We start from the raw sequence: 18,163 nt of genomic DNA on the forward strand, positions 1-18,163 counted from the left end.
GTTTGCAGATGACCTCTCTGACCGACCAAGAACTCGAACGCTATGCCCGCCACATCGTGCTGCCCGAAATCGGCGGGCCCGGCCAGCAGAAATTGAAACGTGCACGGGTTCTGGTCATCGGCGCCGGCGGGCTGGGTGCGCCAGTGCTCGAATATCTGGCGGCCGCCGGCGTCGGCACGCTCGGCATCGTCGACGACGACACCGTCTCGCTGTCAAACCTGCAAAGGCAGGTGATCCATGGCACCGACGCGGTCGGCATGGCGAAAACCGGAAGCGCCAAGGAGGCGATCGCCCGTATCAACCCCCACGTAACCGTGGAAGAGCACAATCTCAGGCTGACGGCGGACAACGCCCCTGCCCTCGTCGCCCGCTATGATGTCGTCGTCGACGGCTCCGACAATTTCGACACGCGTTATGCCGTGGCCGACGCCTGCGCGGCGGAAAAGCGGCCACTGGTGCATGCCGCCGTCGGCCGCTTCGACGGCTCGGTGACGGTGCTGAAACCGTTCGAGACCGGCACCGACGGCAGGCCGAATCCGAGCTATCGCGATCTTTTCCCAGAGGCGCCGCCGCCCGGACTGGTGCCGTCCTGCGCCGTCGCCGGCGTGCTCGGCGTGCTTACCGGCGTGATCGGCACATTGCAGGCAATGGAGGCGATCAAGCTGATCGCCGGCATCGGTGAGCCGCTCGTCGGCCGGCTGCTGCTCTATGATGCACTGGCCGCGCGCTTCGACACGATCCGCTACAAGAAGAACTAGACCATGGACCGCACCGCGGGCGTGTCAATCGCCCAGCTTCCGGCCGATTGCGGTCGTTGGGACGAGGTGCTGGCGCTGATCATGCGCGCCTTTGCCACGATGGACGGCGTCATCGATCCGCCATCGTCGGCGCATCGGCTTACAGCGGACAATCTCCGGGACAAGGCCGGGCGGGAGACAGTCTTCGCCGCGCTGACGAAGGGAAGAATCATCGGCTGTGTGTTCGTTCTGGAGCGGACTGACCATCTCTATGTCGGAAAGCTTGCCGTCGAACCGGACTTTCAGGGGCAAGGCATTGGCAGGCGGCTGATGCAGGCTGCCGAAGCTCTTGCCCGCGACCGAGACAAGCCCGCGATCGCGTTGCAGACGCGGATCGAACTGACCGGAAATCACGCGGCCTTCGCCCGCCTCGGCTTTCGCGAAACGGAGCGGACGGCGCATCACGGCTATAGCCGAGCGACCTCGATCACCATGCGCAAGGTGCTTTCGTAAGCCTGCGCTGATCGCAGATGAGTAAGCGCCGTCAGCCGATCACGCCCGCAACGGCAGCACGCGGTCCGGCGGGCGGTGACCGTCGAAAAAGGCGCGGATGTTGATGATGACCTTCTCGCCCATGTCGATGCGGCCCTCGAGCGTCGCCGAGCCCATGTGAGGCAAAAGCACGACCTTGCCCTTGGCGGCGAGCTTCAAGAGTTTCGGGTTCAGCGCCGGCTCGTGCTCGTAGACATCGAGGCCGGCACCGGCGATCTTGCCGTCCTGGACCAGCTTGACCAGCGATTCCTCGTCGATGATGTCGCCGCGCGCCGTGTTGACGATGTAAGCGGAGGGTTGCATAAGCGCCAGCCGCCGCGCCGACAGCAGGTGGAAGGTTGCCGGCGTCGATGGACAGTTGACCGAAATGATGTCCATGCGGGCAAGCATCTGGTCGAGGCTCTCCCAGTAGGTCGCCTCCAACTCGTCCTCGACGGCCGGCAGTACGCGATGACGGTTGTGGTAGTGGATCGAAAGACCGAAGGCCTTGGCCCGCTTGGCAACCGCGGTTCCGATGCGGCCCATGCCGACAATGCCGAGGCGTTTGCCCCAGATACGCCGGCCCAGCATCCAGGTCGGCGACCAGCCGGCCCATTTCTTGTCGCCGGTCAGCACATTGGCGCCTTCCGCCAGCCGCCGCGGCACCGCCAGCATCAGCGCCATCGTCATGTCGGCCGTATCCTCGGTCAGCACGTTGGGTGTGTTGGTGACGGTGATGCCCTTCTTGGCCGCCGCCGCCACGTCGATCTTGTCGACGCCATTGCCGAAATTGGCGATCAGCTTCAGATTCTCGCCGGCCTGGGCGATCAGCGCCGCGTCGATACGATCGGTCACGGTCGGCACCAGCACGTCGGCTTCCTTGACCGCCGCGACCAGCTCCGGCTGCGTCATCGGCCTGTCCTCGACATTCAACCGGGCGTCGAACAGCTCGCGCATGCGGGTCTCGACCGGGTCGGGCAGCTTGCGCGTTATGACCACGAGCGGCTTTTTTTTGCCTGCCATTGTTCCCTCGAATCCCGATCCCGTTGAGACCTCTTTAACCAAGACCGGCGAAACTGCGAACCGATCACGGCGCCGGTCATCCATGTAACAAGCGGTGCCGCCGAAGACAAAGAAAAAGGGGCGCCGGGGCCGATGGGCGAGCGCCGAAAGGAACGAAAGTGTCTGGTTTCGCGTCGCTCCGCCTGACCATTTGCGCAGCATTTCTCGGCGCTCTGCTCTACACCCCTGTTGCGGCGGCGCAAAGTGCGGCAGCGCCCGCACAGACGATCACGCTCGGGCCGAGCGGCCTGCCGCTGCCGCGCTTCGTCAGCCTGAAATCGGGCCGCGTCAACTCCCGCGTCGGACCAGGCGTCAACTACTCCGTCGACTGGATGTACATGAAGCCTGGCCTGCCGATGGAAATCATCCAGGAATTCGATACCTGGCGTCGCGTGCGCGACGCCGACGGCTCGGAAGGCTGGATCAACCAGTCGCTGCTCTCGGGCCGCCGCACGGCGATCGTGGCGCCCTGGCAGCGCGGCAAGGGTGGCCGAATCAACCTTCTCGACGACCCGGAGAAGGGTGCCAGCGTCGTCGCCATCGTCGAACCGGGCGTGATGGGCACGATCAAGTCGTGCGACGGCCAGTGGTGCGAGATGACTTTCGACGGCCATACCGGCTGGCTCGCGCAGTCACTCGTGTGGGGCGCCTATCCGGGCGAGCGGGTCAAGAACTGACCTCTGACCACGAATCCATTCGAACAAGGCCAGTGAAGCAAATACCACTCAGCGCCGGAACGCCGGTCAATCGCAGCGTTTGGGGCGCAGCCTCACCACGATGTCGACATTGGCGATCTCCATGCCTTCCGGCGGCTCCGGCAGGTTGGAGACGGTGACGGGACCGCTGGCGATGTCGAAGATCCTGTTTTCGCCTTCAATGTAGAAATGGTGGTGGTCGGAGGTGTTGGTGTCGAAATAGGTCTTCGAGCCTTCGACGGCCAGGATGCGCAGAAGGCCAGCCTGGGTGAATTGGTGCAGGGCGTTGTAGACGGTGGCCAGCGACACCGGCACGCCGGCGGCGATCGCTTCCTCGTGCAGTTCCTCGGCCGACAGATGGCGGTCGCCCTTGGCGAAAAGCAGATCGGCCAGCGCGATGCGCTGACGCGTCGGCCTCAGGCCGGCTTCGCGAACCCGCTTGTCCACAGCGACATTTTCCTTCCGGCAGTCCAAATCCATCTATTCGTCGATGCTCACAGTTCCGCCCCACAACGTGCCCAGAATGGCAGAAAACCAATATCGACCGAAACTGGACACCTCCTGACATATATTCTGTCGGCCGAATACGATCAATAGAGCGACGTGCGTCCTGTTGGACGCACAACAGTACGCTCTATCACTTTTTTAGCCTCGCATCGTGCTTTCCGGAAATCGATTCCGATTTCCGGACCGATGGGACCGCGCGCATTGACCCGGGCAGATGGGCAGGTTAAGCGCAGACGCCGGTTTCCGGCCTGAAACAGATTGTGTTAGGAAACCAAGGACAAGGGCACCTACCGCCCGGGATGATTACGGGGACGATTGATGGCGGGTACGAAATCCAGCTACGAATACGAGGAATTGCTTGCCTGCGCCCGTGGCGAGCTGTTCGGAGCAGGAAACGCCCAGCTCCCCTATCCGCCGATGCTGATGTTCGACCGCATCACCGAGATCAGCGAGACGGGCGGCGCCTTCGACAAGGGCTTCATCCGCGCCGAATTCGACATCAAGCCTGACCTGTGGTTCTTCGCCTGCCACTTCATCGGCAATCCGATCATGCCGGGATGCCTCGGCCTCGACGCCATGTGGCAGCTGACGGGATTCTACCTCGGCTGGCTCGGCGAGCCGGGCAAGGGAATGGCGCTGTCGACCGGCGAGGTGAAGTTCAAGGGCATGGTCACGCCATCGGTCAAAAAGGTGGAGTATGGCGTGGACTTCAAGCGCGTGATGCGCGGGCGGCTGGTGCTTGGCATCGCCGATGGCTGGCTGAAAGCGGATGGCGAGCCCATATACGCGGCAACGGATCTCAAAGTGGGTCTGTCGAAGCAATCGGCGGTCTCCTGACCGTCACCGGACACTCTGGAAGGAGCAGCCCATGAGACGGGTCGTAGTAACAGGCCTCGGCATCGTGTCGTCGATCGGCAACAATGCCAACGAGGTGCAGGCCTCGCTCCACGATGCCAAATCCGGCATCAGCTTCTCCGATTCCTTCGCCGAGCACGGCTTCCGCTGCCAGGTCTGGGGGGCGCCCACGCTCGACCCCTCGGCCATGATCGATCGCCGGGCCATGCGTTTCCTGTCGCAAGGTGCCGCCTGGAATCATGTCGCCATGGACCAGGCGATCGCGGATGCCGGGCTTGGCGAGAACGACATCACCAATGAACGCACCGGCATTGTCATGGGGTCTGGCGGACCGTCGACCCGAACCATCGTCGAGGCGGCCGAGACCACCCTCAAGAACGGCAGCCCCAAGCGCATCGGCCCGTTCGCCGTGCCGAAGGCGATGTCGTCGACCGCTTCGGCGACGCTCGCCACCTGGTTCAAGATCCACGGCGTCAACTATTCGATCTCCTCGGCCTGCTCGACCTCGGCCCATTGCATCGGCAATGGCTACGAGCTGATCCAGTGGGGCAAGCAGGACATGGTCTTCGCCGGCGGCCATGAGGATCTCGACTGGACGATGTCGGACCTGTTCGACGCGATGGGCGCCATGTCGTCGAAATACAACGACAGGGCATCGGTCGCGTCCCGCGCCTACGATGTCGATCGCGATGGTTTCGTCATTGCCGGCGGCGCCGGCGTGCTGGTTCTGGAAGAGCTCGAACATGCCAAGGCGCGCGGCGCCAAGATCTATGCCGAGATCGTCGGCTATGGCGCTACCTCCGATGGCTACGACATGGTGGCGCCTTCGGGCGAAGGTGCGGTGCGCTGCATGCGGCAGGCGATCGCGACCATCTCTTCGCCGATCGACTACATCAACACGCACGGCACCTCGACGCCGGTCGGCGATTCCAGGGAAATGGGCGCGATCCGCGAGGTGTTCGGCGAAAAAATGCCTTTCATCACCTCGACGAAATCGCTGACCGGCCATTCGCTGGGCGCGGCCGGCGTGCAGGAATCGATCTATTCGATCCTGATGATGCAAGGCGGCTTCATCGGCGAAAGCGCCCATATCGAGAACCTCGACCCGGAATTCGAGGGCATGCCGATCGTGCGAAAGCGCATCGATAACGCCAGTATCGACACTGTTTTGTCCAATTCGTTCGGTTTCGGTGGCACCAACGCAACGCTGGTTTTCCAGCGCTATTCCGCATAAGGGATTTCGCCGGCCATGGACGGATTGATGAAGGGCAAGCGCGGGCTTGTCATGGGTGTCGCCAACGACCACTCGATCGCCTGGGGCATCGCCAGGAAATTGTCCGAACATGGGGCGGAGCTCGCTTTCACCTATCAGGGCGAAGCGTTCGGGCGGCGGGTCAAGCCACTCGCCGACAGGCTTGGCGCGTCCCTGGTGGTGCCTTGCGATGTCGAGGACAGCGCATCGGTAAGCGCCACCTTCGAGACTTTGGGCAAGGAATGGGGCGGGCTGGATTTCGTCGTCCATGCCATCGGCTTTTCCGACAAGAATGAGCTCAAGGGCCTTTACGCCGACACCAGCCGCGACAATTTCGTCCGCACCATGGTCATCTCCTGCTACTCCTTCACCGAGATCGCCCGCCACGCCGCCAGGCTGATGGTGGACAGCGGCTCGATGATCACGCTGACCTATGCGGGCTCCGTCCGCGTCATGCCGAATTACAACGTCATGGGCGTCGCCAAGGCCGGGCTGGAGGCCAGCGTTCGCTATCTCGCCAATGACTACGGCCCGCGCGGGATCAGGGTGAACGGCATATCGGCGGGACCGGTGCGGACACTGGCCGGCGCCGGCATTTCCGATGCACGCCACATGTTTTCCTACCAGCAGCGCAACTCACCGCTGCGTCGCACCGTGACCATCGACGAGGTGGGCGGTTCGGCGCTCTATCTCCTGTCCGACCTGTCGTCGGGCGTCACCGGCGAAATCCACTATGTCGATTCCGGCTATCACATCGTTTCCATGCCGACGCTCGACGAGTTGAAGCAGACCGACGGCGGCAAGGACTAGTGTCCAGTAAAATTATTAATATTCGCCGCAACTAATTTTAAGGATATGTCCGCTAGAAGGTCCCGTTACTGGGGACTTTGTAATGGCTGCTGCCAGCAATCCGACGCGAACACCGATATTCCGATTGCTGACCATTGCCAGTTCGGGCATCGGCAGTTTCGTCCTCGGGCTGTGGGGCCTCAAATTCGGTTTCGGCGACAGCCTTGCCGGCGTGCAGACCGGAACGATGATTGGCATCATCGCGGCGCTTTGCGCGCTCGCTTCAGCGGGAGCAGCGCTGTCCTTCTTTGCCGGCGTCGATGAATCGGCGGACTATGTCTTCAAGGAAACCCATCTCGACAAGCTGACCGGCCTGCTGGCGCGCCCGGCAATGGTCGGCAGGATTGCCGACGCCGCATCCGCGACCATGAAAACCGGCGAACCGGTGTTTCTCATCGACATCGATATCGACCGTTTCAAGCAGATCAACGACGCGATCGGCTACAGCCAGGGCGACGAGCTGATCGGCGCCTTCACCAGCCGGCTGAAGGCATCCATGCCGGAGGGCGCGGTGATCGGGCGCATCGGCGCCGGCGAATTCGCCGTGCTCATCACCGACCGGGAGATAGAAGGGTCCCTGGAAAGCGCCGTCGAAAAGCTCATCGAGAAGCTGATGGAGCCGTACCAGCTCAGCTCCCACCTGCAATCGGTCAGCCTGTCGGTGGGCATCGTGGCCATGCCGAAGGATGGCGTCGATCCCGTGCTCGTCCTGCGCCGTTCCAATCTGGCGCTCCAGAACGCGCGCGCCAGCGGGGTGGGCAACTGGTCGGTCTTCCATTCCGACATGGGCCAGGTCGCGGATTATCGACAGTGGATCGAATCGGAATTGCACATCGCCTTCGACCGCGGCGATTTCGATCTCCATTACCAGCCGCAACTCGACCTTCCGAGCGGCCGTATCGTCGGCTATGAGGCGCTGATCCGCTGGCGGCATCCCGAACGCGGCATGATCGCGCCCATGGAATTCATACCGATTGCCGAGGAAACCGGCATGATCGGCCCGATCGGCGAATGGGTGCTGCGCAAGGCCTGCAGCGATGCCCGCCATCTGCCCGAAGACTGCTTTGTTGCCGTCAACATCTCGCCGGTCCAGTTCATGACCAAGGATTTCGTCGGCATCGTGCGCGATACGATGGCGAGCACCGGCATCCGGCCATCACGGCTGGAGCTGGAAGTCACCGAGACGGCGATGATGCAGGACCGCGACCGCGCCGCCACCATACTGCGGCAGCTTGCCGAGATGGGCATCTCGGTCGCCGTCGACGATTTCGGCACCGGCTATTCCAATCTCAGCTATCTGATCGATTTCTCGTTCGGCAAGCTGAAGATCGACCGTTCCTTCGTCAGCCGCATCGACACCGATTCCAGCTCCGGCGCGGTGGTTTCGACCATTGTCGGGCTCTCGCGGGCGCTCGGCGTCAGCATCATCGCCGAAGGCGTCGAGACCGAAAACCAGGCGACGCTGCTCAGGGCAGCCGGGTGCGAAGTGGTGCAAGGCTTTCTGTACGGACGGCCGGCGCCGCTCAAGATCGAGTTTGCTGAAGCACTCACTGCCCGCGAACAGCGCGTCGCCAACCTGAACTGAATTTGCTTCCTTAACGCCGCGCGGCGAAGACTTTGAACATGCCGTCGCGGGCGATCTCGGCGTGGCTGGACAAAGTGGCCGCCAGCACCGGCTCGTAGGGCAGTTGACGGTTCGCCACCATGAACAGCCGTCCGCCCGGTTTCAGCGCCTTCGCCGCCGCGCGGATCATGCCGGCGCCGATCTCCGGTTCGGCGGCCCGGCTGCGGTGAAAGGGCGGGTTCATGACGATTGCGTCGTAGCGGCGCTCGACCGGTTCGTTCAGCAGATCAATCCAGAAGAAGCGCGATTCAACGGTGCCTTTGCCGACATTGCGCTTCGCCGCTTCGAGCGAGGCGAAGTCCGCCTCGTAAAGGTCGAGCCCTGATATGCCAGGCGAGTGTGCCGCCACCTCGGCCGCCACATAGCCCCAGCCGGCGCAGAAATCGGCGATGTTGCCACGCAGGTCTCCGGGCAGGTTCTCCACGAGCAATCTGGAGCCGTTGTCGACCTTGTCGAAAGAGAACATCCCCGGCGCAGTGTGGAAACGGCCCTCCAACACAAGGTCCGGATTGCCGGCGCGAAGCGCTGCCGCGACCTCTGCGGCGGCCGTCCGGCGAAACCAGAAGGCGATGCCGTGATGTTTCGGCAGATGACCGTCAAGTGACACAAACTCCTCGATGCGCTTGCGCAGACTGGCAATGCCGTCGTCCTTGCTGCCGGCAACCACGATCAAACCGTTTGATGCCACGCGCTCCAGCGCCTCGGCGATGCGCAATTCGTTTTGTCCCCGATGACGGCCGGCAAGGATCAGCGCCGTGTCGAATGCGCTGCCTTCGGCTTGCGGAGCGATGCTGAAACCCGAAGCCTGCAAGGCGCGAAAATGCGGCCGGAAACCCTGCACGAGATGGAGCGCTGCCTCAAAGCCTTCGGGCAAACGAAAGCCGGGCTCCGCACCCAGAAAGAGCACACGCTCTCCCTTTCGCGGCAAGGCGATCGCCTCGGCCTCGAACGGATGGAACAGCGTCTTCAGCGGCTCGACGGACATTCTTCGATCTCATGTCTTAAACGAAAACGGGCGCGACATGTGCCGCGCCCGTTTCAACCTCATTGTATGACAGTTCAGGCGGCGTTTTCTTCGCCTTCGGCCTTCTTGTCGCGAACGACTTCCTTGCCGGTGGCCTGGTCGACGACCTTCATCGACAGGCGGACCTTGCCGCGCTCGTCGAAGCCCATCAGCTTGACCCAGACCTTGTCGCCTTCCTTGACGACGTCCGAGGTCTTGGCGACCCGGTCGTTGGCAAGCTGCGAGATGTGGACGAGGCCGTCACGCGGACCGAAGAAGTTGACGAAAGCGCCGAAGTCGGCGGTCTTGACGACCGTGCCTTCGTAGATCTCGCCGACTTCCGGCTCGGCGACGATGGTGTGGATCCACTTCTTCGCCGCCTCGATCTCCTTGGCGTTGGACGAAGCGATCTTGACCGTGCCGTCGTCCTCGATGTTGATCTTGGCGCCGGTCTTCTCGACGATCTCGCGGATAACCTTGCCGCCGGAGCCGATGACGTCGCGGATCTTGTCGGTCGGGATGTGCATGACCTCGATGCGCGGCGCGAACTCACCGAGTTCGGGGCGGGCGCCGGTCAGGGCATGAGCCATCTCGCCGAGGATATGCTGGCGGCCGTCCTTGGCCTGGTCCAGCGCGATCTTCATGATCTCCTCGGTGATGCCTTCGATCTTGATGTCCATCTGCAGCGAGGTGATGCCGTTGGCGGTGCCGGCGACCTTGAAATCCATGTCGCCGAGGTGATCTTCGTCACCCAGGATGTCCGACAGAACCGCGAAGCGCTCGCCTTCCTTGATCAGGCCCATGGCGATACCGGCAACCGGCTTGGCCAGCGGCACGCCGGCATCCATCAGCGCCAGCGAGGTGCCGCAGACGGTGGCCATCGATGACGAACCGTTGGACTCGGTGATCTCCGAGACCACGCGCAGCGTGTAGGGGAACTGGTCGGCGCTCGGCAGCATCGGACGAATAGCGCGCCAGGCGAGCTTGCCGTGGCCGATTTCGCGGCGGCCCGGCGAACCCATGCGGCCAGTCTCACCGACGGAATAGGGAGGGAAGTTGTAGTGCAGGAGGAACTTCTCCTTGTACATGCCGGTCAGCGAATCGACATACTGCTCGTCCTCGCCGGTGCCGAGCGTGGCAACGACCAGCGCCTGGGTCTCGCCGCGGGTGAACAGCGCCGAACCGTGGGTACGCGGCAGGACGCCGACTTCGGAGACGATCTTGCGAACCGTCTTCAGGTCGCGGCCGTCGATGCGCGAGCCGGTGTCGAGGATGTTCCAGCGCACGACCTTGGCCTGAAGCTCCTTGAACACGCTGCCGATCTGCTCGGAGGTGTACTTGGCCTCTTCGCCTTCGGCCGGCGCGAACGCGGCCTTGACCTTCGCCTTGACGGCGTCGACGGCGGCATAGCGCTTCTGCTTGTCGGTGATCTTGTAGGCGTCGCGGAGCTCGTCGCCGACGATCTTCAGCATCTCGGCTTCGAGCGCCGAATAGTCCGGCGCGGTGAAATCGCGCGGGTCCTTGGCGGCGACTTCGGCCAGCTTGATGATCGCGTCGATCACCGGCTGGAAGCCCCTGTGGCCGAACATGACGGCGCCGAGCATCAGATCCTCGCCGAGTTCCTTGGCTTCCGACTCGACCATCAGCACGGCGTCGGCGGTGCCGGCGACGACGAGGTCAAGCTTGGATTCCTGCATCTCGTCGACATGCGGGTTGAGAACGTATTCGCCGTTGATGTAGCCGACGCGGGCGCCGCCGACAGGGCCCATGAAGGGCACGCCGGAAAGCGTCAGGGCCGCCGAAGTGGCGACGATCGACAGGATGTCCGGATCGTTCTCGAGATCGTGCTGGACGACGGTAACGACGATCTGCGTGTCGTTCTTGTAGCCGTCGGCGAAAAGCGGGCGGATCGGGCGGTCGATAAGGCGGGAAACCAGCGTTTCCTTCTCGCTCGGACGGCCTTCGCGCTTGAAATAGCCACCCGGGATCTTGCCGGCGGCGTAGGTCTTTTCCTGATAATTGACGGTCAGCGGGAAGAAATCGAGGCCGGGCTTCGGCTCCTTCATCGAAACGACGGTGGCGAGAACCTTGGTTTCGCCGTAAGTGGCGAGCACCGCGCCGTCAGCCTGGCGCGCGATCTTGCCGGTTTCCAGGATGAGCGGGCGACCGCCCCATTCGATTTCCACTTTGTGGTGATTGAACATGTCTTGTCCTTACTATGCGGAAAGGGCCGCGCCGTTTCAGCGTGCGCGAATGCCCTTTCCCTGGCTTCCTTTCTCGGGCAGCCACGGGCAAGACAACGGGAAGCTCGGGTAGTCCGGCACAGTGGCCGCAACGAGCGTCCTGCAATCCTGCCCCATGACCGTCCATGGGCGGTTTCGAATGGCCCTCTGCTGTCTCGAAACCGGGTTGGCCAATCGATCCGACTGGCCTTGCGCGTGACCCCGAAAACCACGGCTTTCGGCAAGCGTCATGCGCAAATTCAATCAAAGCGTCCTTTGCCCATCAGATCGAGGCGCGGCGCTCTGTTCCTTCATTTGAGCAACATCCGACACTCAAATGCGCGACCGGCGGGCTCTCCCAAGGAAAGCCCGCCGGCCAATTCGTCAACGGCGCAGACCGAGCTTCTCGATCAGCGTCTGATAGCGCGCGTCATCCTTGCGCTTGAGATAGTCAAGCAGGCTGCGGCGTTGGGAGACGAGAGCGAGCAGACCACGGCGGGAATGGTTATCCTTCTTGTGGTCCTTGAAATGATCGGTCAGGTTCTTGATGCGCTCGGAAAGGATGGCCACCTGGACTTCCGGAGACCCGGTATCGCCCTTGGCAGTTGCGAATTCACCCATCAATTCCTTCTTGCGCTCGGCAGTGATCGACATCGTGTTTTTCCTTATCTGTTTGAGGAAACGGGTCGCCCTCAGCCGGGATGTCGTCCAGCAGGGGCCGGTGCAAGCAAGGCGTCAGAGCGCGATGCTGCGGCGCATATAGTGCAATTCCCCGGAAAACACCAGCCCAATTCACAAGCCGGCTTTCGCGAGAGAAACGAAGACTTTCAAGCTGACGCTAAAGCCATTTCTTCCACTTGAAGAAGGCGATCAATCCAGCAGCCACGACCGCCATGAACAACAGCGATACCGGGTAACCATAATAGGCCTTCAGTTCCGGCATGTTCCATGGCGAGGTATCGGGGTCGAAATTCATGCCCCACACGCCGACGAGGAAGGTGAGCGGCATGAAGATGACCGAAACGATGGTTAGATAGGAGATGACGTCGTTGGTGCGCGCCTGGCTCAGCGACAGATGCATCTCGATCAGGCCGGTCAGCATGTCGCGCTGGGTTTCGACCAGTTCGATCAGCCGAAGCGAATGATCGAGCGTGTCGTTGAGGAAGACCTTGGTCTCGGGCTTCACATAAGGCACGTCGTTGCGGATCAGCGTCGCCAGCGCATCGCGCATCGGCCAGAGCACGCCCTTCAGCACGTTGGCATCGCGCCGCAACTCGTGCAGCTGCCGCATCTGGTGCTTGTGCGGCGTGTTCAGCATCTGATCCTCGATGCCGTCGACCATTTCGCCGGCGGTCTCGATCGGTGGGAAATAGCTATCGACGATGGCATCAATCAGCGCATAGGCGAGGTAATCGGCGCCGCGCGAGCGCAGGCGGTTGGGCACCGAGCTTTCGATGCGCTTGCGCACGGGATCGAACGGATCGCCCTCGCGCTCCTGGAAGGTGACGACGAATTTCCTGCCGAAGAAGACAGCGATCTGCTCGTAGCGATGCGCCGTGACATCGTCGATCATCCTGACGACAACGAAGGCATGGTCCTCGAAGAAATCCACCTTCGGCCGCTGGCCGGTGTTGACGACATCCTCCAGAGCCAGCGGGTGCAGACTGAAGGTGCGGCCGATCTCCTCGATCAGCGGGATGTTGGCAAGCCCGGTGCAGTCCAGCCAGACAACCGGCCAATTGTCGCAATGGATGTTGAGATCGTCGATGCTGGCATTTTCGATCGTCTCGAACTTGTCGGGAGCGATCAATGTCAGCCGCAGTTCGGACCGGCGGGCCGCGGGATCTGCAATCAGCGTGCCGGGCGATGCGCCGACCGGCGGTCGTCGCGTTACTATCGGCGCCCGCTTCTTGATCGTCTCAACCTTTGCCATAGGCCCCTCGGGTGTACTCTCTGGCCGAGATCAGGATGAGAGCCGTCACCCGGCAAAGACCCGCTTCGGCTTGAACATGCCCTGTTCGATGGCGCCGATGGCGACCAGCTTGCCGCGCGCGGTGGCGCAGGCTTCCTCGGCCTCAACCGGCGCGTCGCGGCCGCGGATGATGACCGGATTGCCGAGGCGGATTTTTGTCGCCGCATCGTCGCTGATGGCGATCTGCGGCAGGCAATCGAGCGCCGCCGATGTGTCGACCAGAAGCGCATCGATGGCCGTGAAGTCGACCGGCAGCTCGGGAGCGTCGGATGCATCATCGGCCGTATCCGGTTCCTCATCGCCCCGTTCACCGAAACGCGCTGCCTCCAATTCGGCGATGGTGACGAAGTCTTCCTGCGTGAACGGCTCGACCTCGATCCGGCGCAGCTCTGCGATGTGGCCGAAACAGCCGAGGTCGCGGCCCATGTCGCGGGCCAGCGAGCGGACATAGGTGCCCTTGCCGCATTCGACCTCGAAAATGGTGTGGTCGGCGGCGTGCTCGATGACGTCCAAGCGGCCGATTTCGATCTCCCGCGCCGGTATGTCGACGATCTCCCCCTCCCGAGCCAAGTCGTAGGCGCGTTCGCCAGCGATCTTGATGGCCGAGAATTGCGGCGGCGTCTGCATGATGATGCCGGTGTATTTCGCCAGCAGCGCCCGCACATCGGCTTCCGCCGGTCGCTGCTCGGAACTCTTCGTCACCGGGCCTTCGAGGTCATCGGTCGAACGCTCCTCGCCCCAGGCTACGGTGAAGCGATAGATCTTGGCGCCATCCTGCACGTAGGGCACCGTCTTGGTCGCCTCGCCGAGCGCGATCGGCAGCATGCCGGAGGCGAGCGGGTCGAGCGTGCCGGCATGGCCGGCCTTTTCCGCCTGGAACAGCCATTTGATCTTGGAGACGGCTTCGGTCGAGCCCATGCCGACCGGCTTGTCCAGCACCAGCCAGCCGGAGACCGGCCGGCCCTTCTTCTTGCCGCGGCGCGCCACTATTTTTCATCCTCGTCGTTGTCTTTGCGCTGGCCGTCGATCCCGGCATCCGTGCCAAGATCACGCGCCACTTCGGGCGAGTGCAGCAATTCGTTGATCTTCTGGAAATTGTCGTAGCTGGTGTCGAGCCGGAAGCGGAATTCAGGCATATACTTCATCTGCCGGAGCGCGCCGGAGACGCGGCCACGCACGAATTTCGCGTGCTTGTTGAGCGCTTCGACCACTGCCCCGGCGTCGCCGGCGCCGAGTGGCGAGACGAAGGCTGTGGCGATCTTCAGATCGGGCGACATGCGCACTTCGGAGACCGAAACCACGGCATTCTCGATCAACGGATCGATGATCTCGCCGCGCTGCAAGGTCTCCGACAAAGCATGGCGCACCTGTTCGCCGACGCGCAGCATGCGCTGGGACGGGCCTAAGGTGGTTGAACGAGGCATTTTTCTTGTCCTGGAATCGTGAGGCTCGGGATGGGACCGCACCACATGTCTCATAGAGCCCGATCCATACCCGATAGAATCGAAATGGATCAGGCTCTATCTTTTTGTCTGACCATGATCTTATCCGAAAACCGGATTCCACTTTTCGGGATCATGGCTCCAGGCGGCGGCCTTTCGACCACCGCCCGGTCATTCGACAGTCCACGAACTCAGAGCGTCCGGGTCACCATCTCGACGCGGAAGCATTCGATGACGTCGCCGACGCGCATGTCCTCGTAGTTCTGGAAGGCCATGCCGCATTCCTGGCCGCCCGGCACTTCCGAGACCTCGTCCTTGAAGCGCTTCAGGGTCTTCAGCGTGCCTTCGTGGATGACGACGTTGTCGCGGATCAGGCGCACGCCCGCGCCACGCTCGACCTTGCCCTCGGTAACACGGCAGCCGGCGATCTTGCCGACCTTGGTGATGTCGAAGATCTCGAGGATCTCGGCATTGCCGATGAAGGTCTCGCGACGCTCCGGCGAGAGCAGGCCCGAAAGCGCTGCCTTCACGTCATCGACGAGATTGTAGATGATCGAGTAGTAGCGGATCTCGATGCCCGCCGCCGCGGCAGCGGCGCGCGCCTGTACATTGGCGCGGACATTGAAGCCGATAATCGCAGCCCCGGAGGTCTCCGCCAGAGACACATCGCTTTCGGTGATGCCGCCGGCGCCCGCATGGACGATGCGCGCCCGCACCTCGTCGGTGCCGAGCTTGTCGAGCGCGGCATTGATCGCCTCGATCGAACCCTGCACGTCGCCCTTGATGACCAGCGGGAATTCCTTCAGTCCGCTTGTCTGCAACTGCGACATCATCTGTTCGAGCGAGCCACGCTGGCCGGCGTGCTTGGCCACCGCCTTCTCGCGCGCCAGACGCTGGCGGTATTCGGTGATCTCGCGGGCACGGGCCTCGTTGTTGACGACGGCGAAGCGGTCGCCGGCCAGCGGGGTTCCCTGCAGGCCGAGCACTTCCACCGGCATTGCCGGCGGCGCTTCCTTGACCTGCTCGCCGCGATCGTTGACCAGCGCGCGCACCCGGCCCCATTCGTTGCCGGCGACAAGGATGTCACCCGGCATCAGCGTGCCGGTCTGCACCAGCACGGTGGCGACGGGACCACGGCCCTTGTCGAGCTGGGCCTCGATGACGACGCCTTCGGCGGTACGATCCGGATTGGCCTTGAGGTCGAGGATTTCGGCCTGCAGGAGGATCGCTTCAAGCAGCTTGTCGAGATTGGTGCCCTTGGTCGCCGACACTTCGACGTCCAGCACTTCGCCGCCCATCGATTCGACGAAGACTTCATGGCGCAGCAGTTCCGAACGCACCTTTTGCGCATCGGCCTGCGGCTTGTCGATCTTGTTGATCGCCACGATGATCGGAACGCCGGCCGCCTTGGCGTGGCTGATCGATTCGATCGTCTGCGGCATCACGCTGTCGTCGGCCGCCACCACGAGGATGGCGATATCGGTGGCCTGGGCGCCACGGGCGCGCATCGCCGTGAAGGCGGCGTGGCCGGGCGTGTCGATGAAGGTGATCTTGTGACCGTTCTTCTCGACCTGATACGCGCCGATGTGCTGGGTGATGCCGCCGGCCTCGCCGGACACGACATTGGCGTTGCGGATGGCGTCGAGCAACGAGGTCTTGCCGTGGTCGACATGGCCCATGATCGTCACCACCGGCGGACGCGGCTCGAGATCCTCGGGACGGTCGGCGATGTTGAACAGGCCTTCCTCGATGTCGGACTCGGCGACGCGGCGGACCGTATGACCGAATTCGGTGGCCACCAGCTCGGCCGTGTCGGCATCGATGACGTCGCCCGGCTTCAGGATCTGGCCCTGCTTCATGAAGAACTTGACCACGTCGACGGCGCGCTCGGACATGCGCTGGGCCAGTTCCTGGATGGTGATGGTTTCGGGCAGGATCACTTCGCGCATGACTTTCTCGCGCGGCTCGTTGTGCATCGCGCGCTTGAATTTCTCCTGACGCCGACGCATCGACGACAGCGAACGGGCGCGCGCATCCTCGTCGGACAGCGCCGAGTTCAACGTCAGCTTGCCACGGCGGCGATCTTCCTCGCCCTTGGTGGGCTTGGCCGGACGCGCCACTTCGGGCGTAACCAGACGGCGCACCGGAGCACCGGCGCCGGCGCGTTTCGGCTTGACGTCCTCTTCCTCGTCGGCGGTCGCCAGTTCGGCGGCCAGCGGCGCGCGGCGGCGCGCCTCTTCCTCGGCCCGGCGACGGGACTCGGCCTCGGTCTGCAGCCGCGCCTCTTCCTCGGCCTGACGGCGCGCGGATTCCTCGCGCTCGCGCTTGCGGCGCTCTTCATCCTCGGCGCGGCGCTTGGCCTCTTCGACGGCGCGCTGGCGATCCTCGACGTCACGCACCTTCGAACCTTCCAGGGCCCGGCGGCGCGCTTCCATCTCATTGCGCGACAATTCGTTCAGCACCATGCCGCTGCGCTCGACCGGCTGCGGAGGCGGCGCCTTGGGCGCTTCCTGCACCACAGGTGCCGCCGCTACCGGCGGCTTCGGCGTGAAGACGGACACAGGAGCAGCGGCCGGCTCCGGCTTGTCGCCGGGCAGCGAGAACTTGCGCTTCTTGGTCTCGACGACGACCGACTTGGTGCGGCCGTGCGAGAAATTCTGGCGCACTATGCCCTGCTCCGTACCGGGGCGCTTCAGCGTCAAGGTCTTCTTCGGCGTAACACTCAACGTCTTGTCGTCGCCAGATTTCGTATCGCTCATTCCATATCCTCTGCGGCATCATCTTCGTCAGCAACGGCCGCAAGCATTGCCAGATCGTCCGGGGAACCGCCCCGATACCGGTCGAGCGCAACCATGCGCTTCTGGACCGCCCTGCCCGCGTCTCCCGCGAGAACGGCAGCATGTATCACATTTGTGCCCCCCAATGCCAAGCTCAACTCGGCTTCGGAGAAAAGTTTGTAGGCAAGGATGGCGGGGCCACCAAGATGGACGGTTGCCCGCCGCGCCTGGCTGATCTTGCGAACCCCGTCATCGGACGCCTCGGCTGCGTGGAGCACGAAAAGCGCCAGTCCGCCGCGCACCGCGCTCTCGACCTTGGTGGCGCCGAGCGCGATTGCGCCTGCCTTGCGAGCAAGGCCCAGCATACCCAAAGCGGATCTGGAGAGCAGCCCGTCGACCATGCCGCCGAGATCGGCCGGCACGGTCACCTGCGCCTTGAAGGCGCGGGCAAACAGGTTTTTCGCTGCCGCCTTGTCGATATGTAGGCGGTCGGCCGTCACCCAGCAACCACGGCCGGGCAGGTTTTTCTTGATGTCGGGAACGACGGCCGAATCCGGGCCGACGACGAAACGGATCAATTCATCCGGTTCGGCCTGTCTGCGCGTAACGATGCAGGTGCGATCGTTCATCTCGTC

The 18,163-nt window shown here is 63.1% G+C and carries 17 protein-coding genes; 7 read left to right on the forward strand and 10 right to left on the reverse strand.

Annotation, left to right across the window (positions count from 1 at the left end; translation table 11 throughout):
• Positions 1 to 8 precede the first annotated feature (8 nt).
• Both AC0L2H_RS22860 and AC0L2H_RS22865 read left to right on the forward strand, forming a co-directional pair.
• Positions 9 to 758 (forward strand): molybdopterin-synthase adenylyltransferase MoeB, encoded by a 750-nt coding sequence (locus AC0L2H_RS22860; protein ID WP_473592316.1) that lies wholly within the window; start codon positions 9 to 11, stop codon positions 756 to 758.
• A gap of 3 nt (positions 759 to 761) precedes the next feature.
• The gene (locus AC0L2H_RS22865; protein WP_473592317.1) at positions 762 to 1,250 is read left to right on the forward strand and encodes a GNAT family N-acetyltransferase; all 489 of its coding nucleotides are present in this window, start codon (positions 762 to 764) and stop codon (positions 1,248 to 1,250) included.
• Between the two features lie 39 nt (positions 1,251 to 1,289).
• Here AC0L2H_RS22865 and AC0L2H_RS22870 read toward each other — a convergent pair whose 3' ends face one another.
• Entirely contained in the window at positions 1,290 to 2,291 is a 1,002-nt protein-coding gene (locus tag AC0L2H_RS22870) for a 2-hydroxyacid dehydrogenase (protein WP_473592318.1), read from the reverse strand.
• 158 nt (positions 2,292 to 2,449) lie between these two features.
• Between AC0L2H_RS22870 and AC0L2H_RS22875 the strand changes: the two genes are divergently transcribed.
• Entirely contained in the window at positions 2,450 to 3,007 is a 558-nt protein-coding gene (locus tag AC0L2H_RS22875; RefSeq protein WP_107649445.1) for an SH3 domain-containing protein, read from the forward strand.
• Positions 3,008 to 3,073: 66 nt separating this feature from the next.
• Here AC0L2H_RS22875 and irrA read toward each other — a convergent pair whose 3' ends face one another.
• Entirely contained in the window at positions 3,074 to 3,505 is a 432-nt protein-coding gene (gene irrA, locus AC0L2H_RS22880; RefSeq protein ID WP_473592319.1) for an iron response transcriptional regulator IrrA, read from the reverse strand.
• A 345-nt stretch (positions 3,506 to 3,850) separates the two neighbouring features.
• On the opposite strand from irrA, the gene fabA reads away from it, so the two are divergent.
• From fabA to AC0L2H_RS22900, 4 genes are all read left to right on the forward strand, one after another.
• Positions 3,851 to 4,369, forward strand: coding sequence for a 3-hydroxyacyl-[acyl-carrier-protein] dehydratase FabA (fabA, locus tag AC0L2H_RS22885; protein WP_473592320.1), 519 nt, complete (start codon positions 3,851 to 3,853; stop codon positions 4,367 to 4,369).
• Between the two features lie 31 nt (positions 4,370 to 4,400).
• Positions 4,401 to 5,621 carry a beta-ketoacyl-ACP synthase I gene (fabB, locus tag AC0L2H_RS22890; protein ID WP_473592321.1) on the forward strand — a complete coding sequence of 407 codons (1,221 nt, stop codon included), beginning with the start codon at positions 4,401 to 4,403 and terminating at the stop codon, positions 5,619 to 5,621.
• Positions 5,622 to 5,636: 15 nt separating this feature from the next.
• Complete coding sequence (gene fabI, locus AC0L2H_RS22895) at positions 5,637 to 6,449, forward strand: enoyl-ACP reductase FabI (protein WP_473592322.1); 813 nt, start codon at positions 5,637 to 5,639, stop codon at positions 6,447 to 6,449.
• A gap of 82 nt (positions 6,450 to 6,531) precedes the next feature.
• Positions 6,532 to 8,073 carry a putative bifunctional diguanylate cyclase/phosphodiesterase gene (locus AC0L2H_RS22900; RefSeq protein ID WP_473592323.1) on the forward strand — a complete coding sequence of 514 codons (1,542 nt, stop codon included), beginning with the start codon at positions 6,532 to 6,534 and terminating at the stop codon, positions 8,071 to 8,073.
• 10 nt (positions 8,074 to 8,083) lie between these two features.
• Here AC0L2H_RS22900 and AC0L2H_RS22905 read toward each other — a convergent pair whose 3' ends face one another.
• From AC0L2H_RS22905 to AC0L2H_RS22940, 8 genes are all read right to left on the reverse strand, one after another.
• On the reverse strand, positions 8,084 to 9,097 hold the full coding sequence (locus tag AC0L2H_RS22905) for a class I SAM-dependent methyltransferase (RefSeq protein ID WP_473592324.1): 1,014 nt from the start codon (positions 9,095 to 9,097) through the stop codon (positions 8,084 to 8,086).
• Between the two features lie 74 nt (positions 9,098 to 9,171).
• On the reverse strand, positions 9,172 to 11,319 hold the full coding sequence (gene pnp, locus AC0L2H_RS22910) for a polyribonucleotide nucleotidyltransferase (protein WP_473592325.1): 2,148 nt from the start codon (positions 11,317 to 11,319) through the stop codon (positions 9,172 to 9,174).
• 402 nt (positions 11,320 to 11,721) lie between these two features.
• A complete protein-coding gene (gene rpsO / locus AC0L2H_RS22915) occupies positions 11,722 to 12,033 on the reverse strand; it encodes a 30S ribosomal protein S15 (RefSeq protein WP_274609724.1) in 312 nt (103 codons plus the stop codon).
• Positions 12,034 to 12,175: 142 nt separating this feature from the next.
• Complete coding sequence (gene corA, locus AC0L2H_RS22920; protein WP_473592326.1) at positions 12,176 to 13,270, reverse strand: magnesium/cobalt transporter CorA; 1,095 nt, start codon at positions 13,268 to 13,270, stop codon at positions 12,176 to 12,178.
• A gap of 45 nt (positions 13,271 to 13,315) precedes the next feature.
• The gene (gene truB / locus AC0L2H_RS22925) at positions 13,316 to 14,296 is read right to left on the reverse strand and encodes a tRNA pseudouridine(55) synthase TruB (protein ID WP_473592327.1); all 981 of its coding nucleotides are present in this window, start codon (positions 14,294 to 14,296) and stop codon (positions 13,316 to 13,318) included.
• Entirely contained in the window at positions 14,296 to 14,733 is a 438-nt protein-coding gene (gene rbfA / locus AC0L2H_RS22930; RefSeq protein ID WP_473592328.1) for a 30S ribosome-binding factor RbfA, read from the reverse strand. The genes truB and rbfA overlap by 1 nt, the downstream gene beginning before the upstream one ends.
• A 209-nt stretch (positions 14,734 to 14,942) precedes the next feature.
• The gene (infB, locus tag AC0L2H_RS22935; RefSeq protein WP_473592329.1) at positions 14,943 to 17,510 is read right to left on the reverse strand and encodes a translation initiation factor IF-2; all 2,568 of its coding nucleotides are present in this window, start codon (positions 17,508 to 17,510) and stop codon (positions 14,943 to 14,945) included.
• Complete coding sequence (locus AC0L2H_RS22940) at positions 17,507 to 18,157, reverse strand: RNA-binding protein (RefSeq protein WP_473592330.1); 651 nt, start codon at positions 18,155 to 18,157, stop codon at positions 17,507 to 17,509. The genes infB and AC0L2H_RS22940 overlap by 4 nt, the downstream gene beginning before the upstream one ends.
• Positions 18,158 to 18,163 lie beyond the last annotated feature (6 nt).

It is taken from the genome of Mesorhizobium sp. WSM4871 (genome assembly GCF_055811295.1).

Excerpts from the sequence above, each read along its gene's own strand:
- AC0L2H_RS22860 (WP_473592316.1), top strand. The coding sequence starts at position 9 with ATGACCTCTCTGACCGACCAAGAACTCGAACGCTATGCCCGCCACATC.
- AC0L2H_RS22865 (WP_473592317.1), top strand. The coding sequence starts at position 762 with ATGGACCGCACCGCGGGCGTGTCAATCGCCCAGCTTCCGGCCGATTGC.
- AC0L2H_RS22870 (WP_473592318.1), bottom strand. The coding sequence starts at position 2,291 with ATGGCAGGCAAAAAAAAGCCGCTCGTGGTCATAACGCGCAAGCTGCCC.
- irrA (WP_473592319.1), bottom strand. The coding sequence starts at position 3,505 with ATGGATTTGGACTGCCGGAAGGAAAATGTCGCTGTGGACAAGCGGGTT.
- fabA (WP_473592320.1), top strand. The coding sequence starts at position 3,851 with ATGGCGGGTACGAAATCCAGCTACGAATACGAGGAATTGCTTGCCTGC.
- fabB (WP_473592321.1), top strand. The coding sequence starts at position 4,401 with ATGAGACGGGTCGTAGTAACAGGCCTCGGCATCGTGTCGTCGATCGGC.
- fabI (WP_473592322.1), top strand. The coding sequence starts at position 5,637 with ATGGACGGATTGATGAAGGGCAAGCGCGGGCTTGTCATGGGTGTCGCC.
- AC0L2H_RS22900 (WP_473592323.1), top strand. The coding sequence starts at position 6,532 with ATGGCTGCTGCCAGCAATCCGACGCGAACACCGATATTCCGATTGCTG.
- AC0L2H_RS22905 (WP_473592324.1), bottom strand. The coding sequence starts at position 9,097 with ATGTCCGTCGAGCCGCTGAAGACGCTGTTCCATCCGTTCGAGGCCGAG.
- pnp (WP_473592325.1), bottom strand. The coding sequence starts at position 11,319 with ATGTTCAATCACCACAAAGTGGAAATCGAATGGGGCGGTCGCCCGCTC.
- corA (WP_473592326.1), bottom strand. The coding sequence starts at position 13,270 with ATGGCAAAGGTTGAGACGATCAAGAAGCGGGCGCCGATAGTAACGCGA.
- rbfA (WP_473592328.1), bottom strand. The coding sequence starts at position 14,733 with ATGCCTCGTTCAACCACCTTAGGCCCGTCCCAGCGCATGCTGCGCGTC.
- infB (WP_473592329.1), bottom strand. The coding sequence starts at position 17,510 with ATGAGCGATACGAAATCTGGCGACGACAAGACGTTGAGTGTTACGCCG.
- AC0L2H_RS22940 (WP_473592330.1), bottom strand. The coding sequence starts at position 18,157 with ATGAACGATCGCACCTGCATCGTTACGCGCAGACAGGCCGAACCGGAT.